Origin of the sequence: Nonomuraea sp. KM88 (assembly GCF_052245635.1) — a bacterium.
Taxonomy (GTDB): Bacteria; Actinomycetota; Actinomycetes; order Streptosporangiales; family Streptosporangiaceae; genus Nonomuraea.
In genome coordinates, this window is record NZ_JBQQCC010000019.1 from 141,378 (window position 1) to 154,575 (window position 13,198).

13 protein-coding genes and 2 pseudogenes are annotated in these 13,198 nt (G+C 69.2%); 6 read left to right on the forward strand and 9 right to left on the reverse strand.

Translation table 11 applies throughout. The features are described 5' to 3' along the window. Positions 1-276: 276 nt before the first annotated feature. The 3 genes from ACTWPV_RS40485 to ACTWPV_RS40495 all read left to right on the forward strand — a co-directional run bounded on the left by ACTWPV_RS40485 (position 277) and on the right by ACTWPV_RS40495 (position 3,481). Entirely contained in the window at positions 277-1,017 is a 741-nt protein-coding gene (locus tag ACTWPV_RS40485; RefSeq protein ID WP_347623412.1) for a FadR/GntR family transcriptional regulator, read from the forward strand. A 450-nt stretch (positions 1,018-1,467) separates the two neighbouring features. Then, entirely contained in the window at positions 1,468-2,799 is a 1,332-nt protein-coding gene (locus tag ACTWPV_RS40490) for a ricin-type beta-trefoil lectin domain protein (protein WP_443155865.1), read from the forward strand. Between the two features lie 202 nt (positions 2,800-3,001). Continuing rightward, positions 3,002-3,481: a DJ-1/PfpI family protein gene (locus tag ACTWPV_RS40495; RefSeq protein ID WP_443155840.1), complete on the forward strand. Its 480-nt coding sequence runs from the start codon at positions 3,002-3,004 to the stop codon at positions 3,479-3,481. 161 nt (positions 3,482-3,642) lie between these two features. Here ACTWPV_RS40495 and ACTWPV_RS40500 read toward each other — a convergent pair whose 3' ends face one another. The 5 genes from ACTWPV_RS40500 to ACTWPV_RS40520 all read right to left on the reverse strand — a co-directional run bounded on the left by ACTWPV_RS40500 (position 3,643) and on the right by ACTWPV_RS40520 (position 6,033). After that, positions 3,643-4,041 (reverse strand): DMT family transporter, encoded by a 399-nt coding sequence (locus ACTWPV_RS40500; protein WP_443155841.1) that lies wholly within the window; start codon positions 4,039-4,041, stop codon positions 3,643-3,645. A gap of 40 nt (positions 4,042-4,081) precedes the next feature. Continuing rightward, the gene (locus ACTWPV_RS40505) at positions 4,082-4,402 is read right to left on the reverse strand and encodes a DMT family transporter (RefSeq protein ID WP_443155842.1); all 321 of its coding nucleotides are present in this window, start codon (positions 4,400-4,402) and stop codon (positions 4,082-4,084) included. Beyond that, positions 4,399-4,929, reverse strand: coding sequence for a nucleoside deaminase (locus ACTWPV_RS40510; RefSeq protein WP_347648687.1), 531 nt, complete (start codon positions 4,927-4,929; stop codon positions 4,399-4,401). Before ACTWPV_RS40510 ends, ACTWPV_RS40505 begins: the two co-directional genes overlap by 4 nt. Next, on the reverse strand, positions 4,926-5,558 hold the full coding sequence (locus tag ACTWPV_RS40515) for a DsbA family oxidoreductase (RefSeq protein ID WP_443155843.1): 633 nt from the start codon (positions 5,556-5,558) through the stop codon (positions 4,926-4,928). Before ACTWPV_RS40515 ends, ACTWPV_RS40510 begins: the two co-directional genes overlap by 4 nt. An 82-nt stretch (positions 5,559-5,640) precedes the next feature. Next, complete coding sequence (locus ACTWPV_RS40520) at positions 5,641-6,033, reverse strand: MarR family winged helix-turn-helix transcriptional regulator (RefSeq protein WP_443155844.1); 393 nt, start codon at positions 6,031-6,033, stop codon at positions 5,641-5,643. 231 nt (positions 6,034-6,264) lie between these two features. Here ACTWPV_RS40520 and ACTWPV_RS40525 point away from each other — a divergent pair, with 231 nt between their 5' ends. The 3 genes and pseudogenes from ACTWPV_RS40525 (at position 6,265) to ACTWPV_RS40535 (ending at position 8,766) form a co-directional block, all read left to right on the forward strand. Continuing rightward, positions 6,265-6,843, forward strand: coding sequence for a hypothetical protein (locus tag ACTWPV_RS40525; RefSeq protein WP_443155845.1), 579 nt, complete (start codon positions 6,265-6,267; stop codon positions 6,841-6,843). Between the two features lie 249 nt (positions 6,844-7,092). Then, positions 7,093-7,925: pseudogene (locus tag ACTWPV_RS40530) on the forward strand (alpha/beta fold hydrolase). A gap of 139 nt (positions 7,926-8,064) precedes the next feature. Then, on the forward strand, positions 8,065-8,766 hold the full coding sequence (locus ACTWPV_RS40535) for a TetR/AcrR family transcriptional regulator (RefSeq protein WP_443155846.1): 702 nt from the start codon (positions 8,065-8,067) through the stop codon (positions 8,764-8,766). A gap of 40 nt (positions 8,767-8,806) precedes the next feature. Here ACTWPV_RS40535 and ACTWPV_RS40540 read toward each other — a convergent pair whose 3' ends face one another. From ACTWPV_RS40540 to ACTWPV_RS40555, 4 genes and pseudogenes are all read right to left on the reverse strand, one after another. Then, positions 8,807-10,984, reverse strand: a complete 2,178-nt coding sequence (locus ACTWPV_RS40540; RefSeq protein WP_443155847.1) for a xanthine dehydrogenase family protein molybdopterin-binding subunit — start codon at positions 10,982-10,984, stop codon at positions 8,807-8,809. Then, a complete protein-coding gene (locus tag ACTWPV_RS40545; RefSeq protein WP_347648680.1) occupies positions 10,981-11,964 on the reverse strand; it encodes an FAD binding domain-containing protein in 984 nt (327 codons plus the stop codon). The genes ACTWPV_RS40540 and ACTWPV_RS40545 overlap by 4 nt, the downstream gene beginning before the upstream one ends. Further along, positions 11,961-12,425 carry a (2Fe-2S)-binding protein gene (locus tag ACTWPV_RS40550; RefSeq protein WP_443155866.1) on the reverse strand — a complete coding sequence of 155 codons (465 nt, stop codon included), beginning with the start codon at positions 12,423-12,425 and terminating at the stop codon, positions 11,961-11,963. The genes ACTWPV_RS40545 and ACTWPV_RS40550 overlap by 4 nt, the downstream gene beginning before the upstream one ends. 246 nt (positions 12,426-12,671) lie before the next feature. Then, positions 12,672-12,938, reverse strand: a pseudogene (locus tag ACTWPV_RS40555) (Dabb family protein); the annotation flags it as partial. Positions 12,939-13,198: the final 260 nt, after the last annotated feature.

Genomic DNA, 13,198 nt, shown 5'->3' on the forward strand with positions numbered 1-13,198 from the left:
GGTCGGGGGCCGCCGGCCTCGCTCCTAATTACCTTCGGATCAGGGATACCCGTCAAGCCCTTAAGCCTGCTCATTTCGCGGTTCAGGCACTGATCGCATAGCCGTGGTGAGCTTGTTCATGCGTTCATCAGCAGTAATACCTGCGACCGCGCAGATCCGCGCCGACAACCCTCGAATGAACCGTTCATATGTGTCGTACTCATCGGACACCACTCGTGGCGGAGAGGGTCGGCTCATCCGTCATACTTTTGCAGGGAACGGCGAGGAGGAAGCACGGTGACCGACACCCCGCGCGAAAGCGGATACCGGCCGGGTTACGAGGTAGCCGCCGAGCAGGTGCTGGAATTGATCGTCGAGCTCGGCCTGCGTCCGGGCGACCGCATGCCGACCGAGAACGAGCTGGCCCGGCAACTGGGCACCAGCCGCACCGTGGTGCGCGAGGCGGTGAAGATACTCTCCGCGCTCGGCCGGGTACGCGCCCAGAAGGGCCGCGGCCTGTACGTGGCCGACGACGAGGGGATGCTGGGCACCGGGCGCTGGGGCTCCTTCTTCCTCCCGACCGACCTCGACCACGTCTACATGCTGTTCGAGTTTCGCCGGGCGCAGGAGATGGAGACCAGCCGACTGGCCGCCCGCCGCGCCACCCCTGCCGAGCTGAGGGCCATCGAAGAAGGGGCCGGCCTGTGCCGCCACGGCTTCGAGACCGGACGCGAGGAGCTGTTCAACGAGGGCGACGACGCCTTCCACACCGCCATCGCCACGGCCTCGCACAACATGTTCCTCCAGGTCGCCGTGCGGGAGGCCCGTAGGCTGCAGGCGCAGTCGAGCCTCATCGGCCTGCGCGGCTCGGTGGGCGGGCACGCCGCCAAGGCCGTCGAGGAGCACGACGCCATCTACCAGGCCATCCGCGCCGGCGATCCGGAAGCGGCTGCCCAGTCCGCGGCCACGCACATCGACAACACCCTCGACGACTACCGCAGGGAGATCCAGCAGCGCCTTTTCTTCTCGTCCCACTGATCCGGCCGTCTCCGACCGGTTCGGCCTGGCACTCGGAACGACGTGAAAGTTTCATCGCGATGGATCGGCGGTGGGCGCGGCCGCCTGTCCTGGTCAGGCGGAAGAGCGAACGGGGGCTCTCGGGCGAGGGCCCCCGATGTCGAGCGTGCCGGCCCTTGACAGGTCCTGTCACAGCCATATTTGCTCCTCTACGCCATCCCCATCGACCGCCCCAAAGAAGGAGAAGCGAGTACGGCGGCATTTAGTTAACGCTAACATCATGAAATACAGGCCCATTGTGCCGAATACGCGCCGGCGCCGGTTCCCGATCGGCCGAAAATGGCGCGCGCCCGGTCGGTCCGGTATCACCGGACAAGAGAGCAGAAACTCCGGCCGCCCACGCCCTCAAGGTGACAGCAGTGGCTTGCCTTTCACGTGTGTCACCACGAGACCAGCAAAGGAATGTGCGTGATGTCGAGGCTCAGGTTACTTTTCACAGCTGTCGCGTCGGCGGCACTGCTCATCGTTCCGGCCACGGGGCAGACGGCGCTGGGCGACAGCGCGGCCCCGTCACCCGCTGAACAGAGCGCCCTCGCGCCCACCGCGGGATGCGGCGCAACCCCGACGCTGACCAGCGGAACTCATTCGATCACCACGAGCGGCAAGAACCGCAACTACATCCTGAGGATTCCAGACAACTACACCAACACAACCCCCTACCGGTTGATCTTTGGATTTCACTGGAACGGCGGCACCGCCAACGATGTCGACTCGGGCGGAACCAGTGGCTATCCGTGGTCCTACTACGGGCTCAGAGCATTGTCGGACAACACCGCGATCTTCGTCGCGCCCCAGGGCCTGAACAACGGCTGGGCCAACTCGGGCGGTGAGGACGTCACCTTCGTCGACGACATGATCCGGGAGATCGAGGCGGACCTCTGCGTGGACACCTCACAACGCTTCGCCCTGGGCTTCAGCTACGGCGGCGGCATGAGCTACGCGCTCGCATGCGCCCGGGCGACGGTCTTCCGCGCGGTGGCGGTTTACGCCGGCGCGCAGCTCAGCGGGTGCAGCGGCGGCACGGAGCCCGTCGCGTACATCGGACTGCACGGCCTCAGGGATCCGGTGCTCAACATCTCCGCGGGCCGGTCGCTCCGCGACAGGTTCGTCGGGAACAACGGTTGCACGCCCCAGAACCCGCCGGAGCCCGCGCAGGGCAGCCTGACGCACATCGTCACCTATTACTCGGGATGCCGGACCGGGTATCCGGTCGCGTGGGCGGCGTTCGACGCGGGCCACACCCCCGGTCCCGTTGACGGGAGGCCTGGCGACTTCGAACCCGGCGAGAACTCCTGGACCAGACCGGTGGTCTGGGAGTTCTTCACGCAGTTGGGAGACGGCGACCCGAACCCGCCGGACACGAGCGCGCTGCGGGGTGCGGGGTCGGGCCGGTGCCTGGACGTCAACGGCGCTTCCCAGGCCAACGGCGCGCAGGCGCAGATCTGGGACTGCAACGGGCAGGCCAACCAGCAGTGGACCTCGACCAGCGCGGGTGAGCTGCGCGTCTACGGCACCAAGTGCCTGGACGTGAACGCGGCGGGCACGGCGGACGGCACCGCGGTGATCATCTGGGACTGCAACGGCCAGGACAACCAGAAATGGCGCATCAACGCCGACGGCAGCATCACCGCGGTCGGGGCGAACAAGTGCCTCGACGTCAGCGGCGCCGGCACCGCCAACGGCACCAGGCTGCAGATCTGGAGCTGTCACGGCGGCGCCAACCAGAAGTGGACCCGCGCCTGACCAACCTGCGACGGCCGGCCACGCGCCATCGCCACACGCGGGCGAGGCTTCCGGCGGCGGTCTGCCCTTTCCGTTCCATGCTGATCAAGATCCATCGTGGGAGAAGAGGAGTGAGTCATGGCCCGAGTGCTCGTCCTGACCGGCGATGCGGCGGAAGAGCTGGACTCCATGTACCCCGTCTTCCGGCTCCGGGAAGGTGGCCATGAGGCCATCGTGGCCACCCTCACCACGCGTGCGGCGAAGCTGGTGGTCCACGACTTCGAGCCGGGCTGGGACGCCTACACCGAGATCCACCGGCCACCGGTTGCCGGTGGATCTCGCATTCGCCGACGTGCGCCCCGAGGACTACCAGGCGCTGGTGATCCCGGGCGGCCGCGCACCGGAGTACATCCGCACCGATCCCGACGTCGCCCGCATCGTGCACCACTTCTTCGAACGCGGCTTGCCGGTGGGCACGATTTGCCACGGCCCGCAGGTGCCCGCCGCGCTCGGCCTGCTGCGCGGCCGTACCACGGCGGCGTTCCCGCCGCTGAGGGCCGACATGGAAATGGCTGGTGCGACCTTCGTGGACGCCCCCGACGTGGTGGACGGCGCGATGGTCTCCTGCCGTGGCTGGCCGGACCTGCCTGAGTGGTCACGTGCCTTCATGCGCGTGCTGGAGGGCGCGAACGTGTCGTTGTAGGTCGACACGCCGGAAGCACGACCAGCCCTGGCGCTCCACGCCGCACAGACGGCGGCGCGGGCGACAGGGCCGCCGTGCGCCCGTATCCAGCGATCGCTGGATACGGGCAGGATGGTTTCTTGCTGGACGGTCACGGCACCGCGAGGGCCGCGTGGTGTGGTTCAGGTCATCGCCCGGGCTCGTTCGAGCTTGGGGCTGTCTGCGAGCTTGAGCCAGACGACTCCGGCGACGATCACGGCCAGCCAGAAGCCCTTGGCGCGAGTGAGCGTTTCGTTGAAGAAGACCGGTCCGAGGAGCGCTGCTCCGATGGCACCGATGCCGGCCCAGACGGCGTAGCCGATGCCGACGTCGGTCCTCTTCAGGGCGACGCTGAGGAAGAACAGCGTGAACAGGAAGAAGACGATCGCGACGAGCGACCAGGCAGGGTTGGTGAAGCCTTGGCTGCCGTTGACGCTGAGGGCGTAGCCAACCTCGAAGGCTCCGGCCAGGAGCAGTGCCACCCAGGGGCCGGCCTTCTTCTCCGTGTCGGGCGGGGTGAGGGCCTGGGATGTGGTGGTCATGGGGATTCGTGTCCTTTCGCGGTGCTCGGATGAGCAGGGGTCAGGCGGTTCCGGCGAGGTTGAGGCCGACGACTCCGGCGATCACGACGGCAATGCCGATGAGCTTCTTCCAGGTCAGGCGCTGGGAGAGGAGGAGGGCGCCGATGATGACGATCCCGACGCCTGCCAGGGAGGTCCACAGGGCGTAGCCGACACCGACCTCGAAGGTCAGCAGGGCGAGGCTGAGGAAGAAGGTGGCGATCGCGCCGCTGACGAGGGTGCCGATGGTCCACGACAGTTTCGTGAAGCCCTGCGCCTTGCCCGCCGCGATGCCGACGGCGACCTCGAAGATGACGGCGATGCCCAGGTAGAGCCAGCTCATGACGGTGTTCCTCTCGATTCACTTTCCGGACGCGCGGGCGCGTTCCCGGCAGGGTGGTTGCTGTCGAGGTAGCGGGTGAACGGCTCGTCGCCGCGCGCAACGGGCAGCGGGCGCAGCAGTTCGGCCCGGTGCTCATCGGTGATGCCGAACGCTGGATAGCTGGCCCGGTAGTCGAAGCCGAAGGCGGCGACCTCATCGCGATCGACGGCAACATAGATCGCCTCAACGCCGCGGTCGACCGCGTACCGGTAGCACAGCCCGCACGGCTCCCCGGTAGCCAGCAGCACGGTGCCGGCCAGGCTGTCGAGACCGTGGGTGGTCATGGCGTCGCGCATCGCGACGACCTCGGCGTGCGCGGTCGGGTCGCCGGTCTCCCGGACCCGGTTGACTCCGAACTCCGAGATCACCTCCCCTCCGGCCTCCACGAGGACGCCGACGAAGGGCAGCCCACCGGCCGCAACGTGGGTGACGCAGGCCTCGACGGCCAGGTCCATGACCGGTTCCAGGTCGGACGCGGACACGATCACGACCGGTCCTCCGCCCGCGGAGCGCGGTGTCCTGCCTCCTGCGCGGCGAGCTGGTCGACGACCTTCTTCAACCGGGTCGCCGACGGAACCCCACGCAGGACGTGCCCCCCGATGACGACGCCGGGCACCGCGTCGATCCCGACGTTCACGGCATAGTCCTGATCTTCGCGCTGGCGGATCCGGCGCTCCTCGCTGTGAAGTGCCTGTAGGGCCTCAGCGCGGTCGAGGCCGGCCGAGGTGGCGACGTCGAGGATCACGTCGTCCTCGCCGATGTTCCGGTCCTCCTGGAAGAAGGCCTGGAACATCGCCTCGGTGTAGGCCTCGGCCCTGCCCCGTTCCTGGGCGAGCTGCAGCACCATGAACGCCTTCTCGGTACGGGGCTGCGGCGAGACCGAGGGCAGCGTCATCGGCACGCCGACACGCTCTGCCATCGGGTACACCACGTCCTTCCACACCCGCGGCAGGTACTCGTCTTCCGGCCGCAAGGTGGGCACCGGGTCAGGGCGCAGCTCGAACGGGCGAATCGTCACCTCCACATCGCGCTCACGCCTGAGCTCTTCGATCGCCGGCTCGACGAGGAAGCAGAAGGGGCAGACGTAGTCGACGAACACATCGACCTGGGTGGTCATGGCACGATCCTCTCTCAGGTTATTGTCTGTACATGCAGATATATGCGCAAAGAGCGGGACGTCGCAGTCCCGCTCCGCGGCGTCAGGGCCCGACGAGGGTGCCCACCTCGGCGAGGGCGCCGGCGACGAGACGTGCGTCCAGGTGGGGGAAGTGGATGGCGGGCTTGCTCAGCAACTCCTGGACGCGGGCCTCGTAGGAGTCGCGGACCTCCGCCAGCAACGTCTCCGCACGCTCGTCGATGACGGCGTAGACGCCCCGGCCGTCGTCCGGGCAGACGTCACGGCGAGCGAGGCCCTTTGCCTCCAGCCGGCTGACCAGGCGCGTGGTCGAGCTGGGATTCAGGCCGACTCGCTGGGCGAGGTCGTTGACCCGCAACTCCTTGTCCGACGCCTGGCTCAGGAAGGTCAGCGCCCGGAACTCGGTCAGCCCGAGCCGGTAGGTATCGGCAAGCCACTTGTCCAGACTCGCGTCCACCGCAGAGGCCAACACCGCCACTTGCGACCAGGCGGCACTCACACTGCCTCCACGGGAGGAATGCGATCCAGATAGCTGCATGTGCATGCAATTAAGTTACCACAGGCCGGCCGCGAGTCAAGCCAGGCCAGGGAGCGCGCCGTCAGCAAACGCCCTCTGATCCCGTCGGGCAGACGAGACGTCCCCGCTATCGTGCACGAACGGAAGGAAAGCCGGACCGGGAGTGAACCAGTGAGCAGAAAGCAGGCGACCGACCCGACAGCTCTCCGAAGCGCCACGAATGATCACCTGGCAAGCACGGTGGGAGCATGGGCCGGCGGGGCTACCTCTGTCGAGGGGTTTCTCCGGCGGCTCGTCGCCGATCTTGACCGGATGCCGATGTTGCGCGTTCACCATGCCGAATTCCAGCATTACGGCTCTGGATACGCGTCCTACGTCGATGTCTTCATCACCAAGCGCGACGGATCGATGCGCCGTTCCGAGAGCGGCCGGACAGAAGTTGAAGGGCTGCCCCTGGCGCTGTGTCGGCTCGCTCCGCTGGCAGCACTCTTCAAGCCCGACATTCATTCATCGGGGCCTGGCGGCGCCGGCAGTCGCGGCCTGCCGGATCTGTCGCTGGTCACGGATACAGCTTTTCCGGGATGGGAGGAGGAGTTTCGGCAGATCGGCCAGGTGCTCGATCGACACGATATCGCCCTGCTCGGTTCCCAGGTCCTCAGCCTGCCGCTAGAGGCCGGGCTTCGGGTGGAGACAATTTTTGGGAGCCCGCCGTACAGCGTGTTCGATGCCTGGTTTCACTGGATGGATTGATACATCGAGAATGGCCCGACCGGCCGGTGCGTGACCTGCGTCCCGTCCTTCTGCGAGCTCCTCGGCCCGGCCTTTCCCGCCGACACTGGCTTCGCGAGGCCCGCGCGATGCGTGCAGTATGGATCACACGGCCTGCTCCGCCCGGCGCCAACGATCTCGTAGGGATCGCCGTCGCCGACGCGGTCTTCGAGGCCATCGTTCACCCGATCCCCATGAGCCTTGGCGCAGGCGTCACCCCAGGGAGCATCCATGTCCACGCTGGTGTTGGTTCACGGTTTCTGGCACGGCTCCTGGTGCTGGAGCGAAGTCGTTCCCCATCTGGCGGCGGCCGGGCGCCCGGCCGCCGCGGTGGACATGGCGGGACACGGGCTGCCCGCCGTCCTCGGTGGTTCACCGGACAGCCGTGCAACCGCGAGGCGGTCGGCACCGAGGTTTCGCCCCTGGCGGACGTGAGTCTCGACGCTGCGGCCGAGTTGCTGACTTCGCAGATCAAGCGGATCGGCGGTGGCGAGCCGGTCACGGTGGTCGCCCACAGCGCGGCCGGTCCGGTGCTGACGCGAACGGCCCAGGAGACACCCGGGCTGGTGGCGCACGCGGTGTACCTCACCGCGTACATGCCGGCGTCAGGCGTGTCCGCGGCGGCGTACACGCGGCTTCCGGAGGCCGCCGATGACCGTGTCGCGCCGTTGTTGCAGGGCGACCCGGCCAGGACGGGCGCGCTGCGGCTCGACCTCGCCACGGACGACGCGGCCTACCGGCGGCGGCTGTACGAAGCGTTCTACGGTGACGTGGACCCGGTCCTGGCCGACGCCGCCACCGGCCTGCTGACGCCCGACGGCCCGATCGGCATCATGCTGGGTACGACCACCCTGACTCGTGACGGCTGGGGATCGGTGCGGCGCACGTACATCACCTGCACGCGGGACATGGCCGTCCGGCCGTCCCTGCAGGCGAGGTTCATCGCCGAGGCCGACGCGGCGTTTCCCGACAACCCGATCTCCGTCGTCGCGCTCGACGCCTCCCACTCCCCCTTCCTCTCCATGCCCGGCGAGCTGGCCGACGTCATCATCCCGCTCGGCTGACAGGAAGCCGTCTGCGCCCGCTGCGGCACCCACCGCACGCCGATGTGACGGCGGGCGTAGGCACAATGACCTTCCGGAGGTTCGTGGGGGGTTCCGATGACGAAAATTGCTGATACCGAAATTCTGTTATCGTTGTTCCATGGCTGATCGGGAAGAGGTTCGCCAGCGCATCATCGACGCCACGACCGAGCTGCTGCGGGACAAGGGCCGCGAAGGAGTGACGACGCGCACCGTCAGCGCGGCGGCCGGCGTGCAGGCGCCCACGCTCTACCGCCTGTTCACCGACATGAACGGGCTGCTCGAAGCGGTCGCGGCCGACGGGTTCGCGCGCTACCTCGCCCGCAAGCACAGCCAGGCGCTCTCCGACGACCCCGTGGACGACCTGCGCCGCGGCTGGGACACCCATGTCGGCTTCGGCCTGGAGAACCCGGAGCAGTATCTGCTCATGTACGGCCGGCCGACCCCGGGGTCCCGCAGGCGCAGCACCGAGCAGGCGATGGCGCGGCTGCGCCTGCTGGTCGAACGCATCGCCGTCGCGGGCCGGCTCTCCGCCGGTGTCGAGACGGCCATGGACATCGTCCACTCGGCGGGCGTCGGCCTCACGCTCAACCTCATCGGCACCCCTCCCGAGGAGCGCGATTCCGCCCTGTCCGGCCGCCTGCGCGAGGCCGTCCTCGCGGCGATCACCACGGACGTCCCGGCCGGCCCGCCGAGCGTGGCCCAGCGGGCCGTGGGACTGAAGGCCGTCCTCGGCGAGGTGCCGGACCTGTACACGCCGGGCGAGCGGGCCCTGCTGAACGAGCTTCTCGACCGGGCCGCGAGCCACGCCCCGGCCCGCTGAGGTCGCGGGCGACGGGTGCGGGCACGCGGGCTCGCAGAGGTCAGAGCAGCTTGTCCCGGGTGAAGGGGACGTCCCTGAGACGCCGGCCGATGGCGTGGTAGATCGCGTTGCCGACGGCCGCGGGAACGCCGGTTCCGGGCGTCTCGCCGAATCCGCGGATCCCGGTCAGCTCGGCGTCCGCCCCCGGCCGGTCCACGAACAACGCCTCCACCGACGGCGTGTCCGCGCAGACCGGAACCAGGTAGGTGGACAGGTTCGGGTTGACGACCCGCGCGGTGTTCGGGTCCACCATCGTGTGCTCCATCAGCGCGAAGCCGATCCCCCACGTCACACCGCCGATGACCTGCCCGCGCGCGGTCCGGCGATTGAGCACCCGGCCCAGGTCGTGCGCGGTCACCACCCGGGTCACGCGCACCCTGCCCAGCCTCGGGTGGATCCGTACCTCCAGGAACACCGCGCCGAACGAGTGCCCGGCCGTGTTCTTCTTGCTTCCGGTCACCTCGACGGGGCTGCCGTGGCGGGTCATGACGTCGCGGTAGGTGTCCCTGCGGTCGCGGTCGCCCCGGGCGTACAGGCGGCCGTCCTCGGTCACGACCTCGTCAGCCGGCACGCCGTGCAGCGGGGAGCGCGGGTCGGCGACGGCGAGCGCGATCACGGCGTTCCGCGCGCTCGCCGCCGCCTCTGCCGTCGGGGCGGCCATGCTGGGCATCGTGGACGACCCGGCCGACAGGGAAGCGTCGGGGTAGGAGGTGTCGCCGAGCAGCGTCGTGACGTGGTCGAGCGGCATGCCGAGCCCTTCGGCGACGATCTGGGTGAGCACGGTGTAGGTGCCGGTGCCGATCTCCTGGGTGGCGGTCCGCAGGGTCGCGCGCCCGTCGGCGCCGATGGTGAGCCTGGCCTGGGACGGGATGGCGCCGTGGGTGTGGGTCTCGGTGGCCATGCCCCAGCCGACGTACTCGTCCCCGTCCCTGGTGGTGCCCGGCTTGGGATTGCGCCGGGCCCAGCCGAACGCCTCGGCCGCGGCCCGGTAGCACTCCAGCAGTCGCTTGTCGGGGTAAGGCGTGGGGGGCTCGGTCTGCTGGTCGACCTCGGTGTGGTTGCGTATCCGGAGCTCCACCGGGTCGATGCCGAGCTCGTAGCTCAGCTCGTCCATGGCGGTCTCGAGGCCGAAGTGAGCGGTCGTCTCCGGCGAGCGCATGTAGCTCGACGTCGGCAGGTCGAGCCGCACACCAAGCTGCCGTACGTGCACGTTCGGGCAGGCGTACAGGCGCACCGTGGAGTCGCTGCCGTTGTAGATGTTCTCCTCGACGCGGGTCACCTGAGCCGTCGAGGTGCTGACGATGGCGGTCAGCGCGCCCTCGCGGTCGGCGCCCAGCCGGAGGTGGTGGCGGTACTCGGCGCGGTGACCGTTGGAGGTGAACATCTGCGCGCGCGACAGCACCAGCTTCACGGGCCGGCCGCAGAGTTGCGCCGCCGCCGCGGTGAGCAGCGTGTGCGGATAGATGGGGGCCTTGGCGCCGAACCCGCCGCCCAGGTAGGGAGAGATGACCCTGACGCTTTCCTGAGGCTTGTCGAACGCGGTCGCCACGGCGTCACGGGCGAGGACCACGCCCTGGGTGCTCTCGTACAGGGTCAGCGTGCCGCCCTCCCAGACGGCGGTGGTGGTGTGCGGCTCGATCGGGTTGTGGTGCTGCATCGGGCTGCTGTAGCTCTGGTCGATGCGTACCGCGGCCTGTTCGAGTGCCGCGGCGGCATCGCCGCGGGCGAGCTCGTTGGGCCTGTCGCGGAACTTCTCCGGCAGGAACGCCTCGTCGAGCACGTCCGCCATCCGCGCGACCGGATCCTCCGCCCGATAGCGCGCCTTCACCAGGTTGGCGGCCTCCTGTGCCTGCTCCAGGGTCTGGGCCACGACGTACGCGACGGGCTGCCCGTGGTGGTGCACCCGCGTGTCCTGCAGGGGGATATAACGCCTGTTGTACGGGAAGTTCGGCAGGTTCAGCCTCGGCATGTCGGCGTGGGTGTAGACCGCGACGACGCCGGGATGCGCCAGCGCCGCCCTGCTGTCGATCTCCAGGACCTCGCCGCGGGCGATCGTGCTCATCACCAGAGCGCCGTGCAGCGCACCGGGCACCTCCTGGTCCGCGGCATAGCGGGCCGCGCCGGTGACCTTCGCCCGGCCGTCCACCCGCGCCACGCCCTGCCCCACCAGCCCGCTCATCGAAGCCCTCCCAGCTCGCTGAGGATGCTCACCAGCGCCCGCTGGACGAGCTCGACCTTGAACCTGTTCCCCTCGTACGGCTTCGCGTCCCTGACCAGGAGCCGGCCCGCCTCGTTGATGGCCTGCCCGGTGAGCGGCCGGCCCCGCAGCGCCGCCTCGGCGCGGGTGTCCCGCCACGGGCGGGTGCCCACGCCGCCGAACGCCAGCCGTACGTCCCGTACCACGCCGCCCCTCGTCCGCAGCGCGGCCGCCACCGACACCACCGCGAACTCGAACGTGGCCCGGTCGCGCAGCTTCAGGTAGCGCGACTGCCTGGTGAGGGCCGTGCGCGGCACGTCCACCCTGGTGATCAGCTCGCCTGGGCGCATCGTGGTCTCCCGGTCCGGGGTGGACCCGGGGAGGAGGTAGAAGCCGGCGATGGGGACGGCGCGCTCGCCGCCGGGACCGAGCAGGTGCACGGTCGCGTCCAGGGCGGTCAGCGCCACCGCCAGGTCCGACGGGTGCGTGGCGATGCAGTGCTCGCCGCCTCCCAGGATCGCGTGTCCCCGGTTCTGCCCGGTGATCGCCGGGCAGCCACTGCCCGGCACCCGCTTGTTGCAGGGTGAGGCCGCGTCGCGGAAGTACCCGCACCTGGTGCGCTGCAAAAGGTTTCCGCCGATCGAGGCCATGTTGCGGACCTGCGGGGACGCCGAGGCCAGCAGCGCCTCCGACAACATCGGGAACTCCCGCCGCACTCCGGGGTGCTCGGCGACCTGCCGCATCCGGGCCGCCCCGCCTATCCGCAGCGAGCCGGAGCCGACGGCGATCGTGCCGAGGTCCAGCCGGTTGACGTCGATGAGGTGGTCGTGGGCCTCCGCGCCGTCGCGCATCAGGTTCAGCAGGTCCGTGCCGCCTGCCACGAACGTCGAGTTGGGGGTGTTCGCGGCCGTCCGTACCGCCTCGGCCGGATCGCGGGCGACGGTGTAACCGAAGGCCCTCATCGCCGCACCTCCTTCGCGGCGTCGGCGACGGCTGCGACGATGTTCTGGTACGCCGCGCACCTGCACAGGTTCCCGCTCATCCACTCGCGGATCTCCGCCTCCGAACCGGCATGCCCCTCGTTGATGCAGGCCACGGCGGACATGATCTGGCCGGGAGTACACGCGCCGCACTGGAAGGCGTCGTTCCGGATGAACGCCTCCTGCACCGGATGCAGGTCCTCTCCCCGCGCCAGCCCTTCCACCGTGGTGATCTCGGCTCCCTGCCGCATCACCGCCAGCGTCAGGCACGACTTGACCCGCTCGCCGTCGACCAGCACCGTGCACGCCCCGCACTCGCCCCGGTCACAGCCCTTCTTGGTGCCGGTCAGGCCGAGCCGCTCCCGCAACGTGTCCAGCAGCGTCACCCTCGGCTCCAGGACGACCTTGCGCAGCCGCCCGTTGATCGTCATCGCGACTTCCATCGACGCCCCGGGGGCGACGGCGTACGCCTGAGCGGTGGCGGTCCGGGCGGCCGCGGCGGCGGGAGCGGCGACGCCCGTCCCGGCCACGGCCGCTCCCGCCGCGCTCACCGCGACGGCCTTGAGCACCGCACGGCGGGTGTGCACGGGTCTGTCGCCGTCGTCGTCCGCAGGCGCGTCCAGCAGGCGCTGACGCACCTCGGCGATCTTCGCGCCCGTCTCCGGATCCGGGTCGTCGGTGAGGTCGAACGAGGTGGACGCGGCGAGCAGCGGCTGCACGATCCGATGGGCGTGCCGGCTGGCAGGGTGCGCCAGGAACTCGCCATAGGCGGCCAGGTCCTCGACGACGAAGACGGCGCCCCACTCGTACTCGCCGCTGTGGTCACGGCCGACCAGGAAGGACGTCACCGACGGGACGTTCCGTCCCTGGTCGCGCAGGCTTTCGAGGGCTTTCGTCCGTTGTTCCGGTGGCGCCTTCGCTTCGAAGGTGAATCTGCTGCCGTGGTAGATCATCATGCTCCTTCTCCGTACGGACCGGCTCTGCGACAGGCGAAAGCCCGGTCATGGCCCCGCGAACTCCTCCGGACGGATGTCCGGCCGCACGCCGGCGACCGTGGTGGTGACCGGATGGCATGTAAGCAACGGCAACGTTATTTCGTTATCGAGGATTCAGTCAAGCCGTGCTAACTTGAATTTGTTAGCGTCGATAAGGCCGCGCTCCCGGCCCGACCAGCCGGCCGGCTCAGCTGTCGCCCGCGCGGAGCACCTCGCTCAGC

Coding starts and splice junctions, on each gene's coding strand:
- ACTWPV_RS40505 (WP_443155842.1), bottom strand. CDS start 4,402: ATGAGCTGGCTCTACCTGGGCATCGCCGTCATCTTCGAGGTCGCCGTC.
- ACTWPV_RS40495 (WP_443155840.1), top strand. CDS start 3,002: ATGAGGCCATCGTGGCCACCCTCACCACGCGTGCGGCGAAGCTGGTGG.
- ACTWPV_RS40545 (WP_347648680.1), bottom strand. CDS start 11,964: ATGAGGGCCTTCGGTTACACCGTCGCCCGCGATCCGGCCGAGGCGGTA.
- ACTWPV_RS40550 (WP_443155866.1), bottom strand. CDS start 12,425: ATGGAAGTCGCGATGACGATCAACGGGCGGCTGCGCAAGGTCGTCCTG.
- ACTWPV_RS40500 (WP_443155841.1), bottom strand. CDS start 4,041: ATGACCACCACATCCCAGGCCCTCACCCCGCCCGACACGGAGAAGAAG.
- ACTWPV_RS40490 (WP_443155865.1), top strand. CDS start 1,468: ATGTCGAGGCTCAGGTTACTTTTCACAGCTGTCGCGTCGGCGGCACTG.
- ACTWPV_RS40515 (WP_443155843.1), bottom strand. CDS start 5,558: ATGACCACCCAGGTCGATGTGTTCGTCGACTACGTCTGCCCCTTCTGC.
- ACTWPV_RS40540 (WP_443155847.1), bottom strand. CDS start 10,984: ATGAGCGGGCTGGTGGGGCAGGGCGTGGCGCGGGTGGACGGCCGGGCG.
- ACTWPV_RS40535 (WP_443155846.1), top strand. CDS start 8,065: ATGGCTGATCGGGAAGAGGTTCGCCAGCGCATCATCGACGCCACGACC.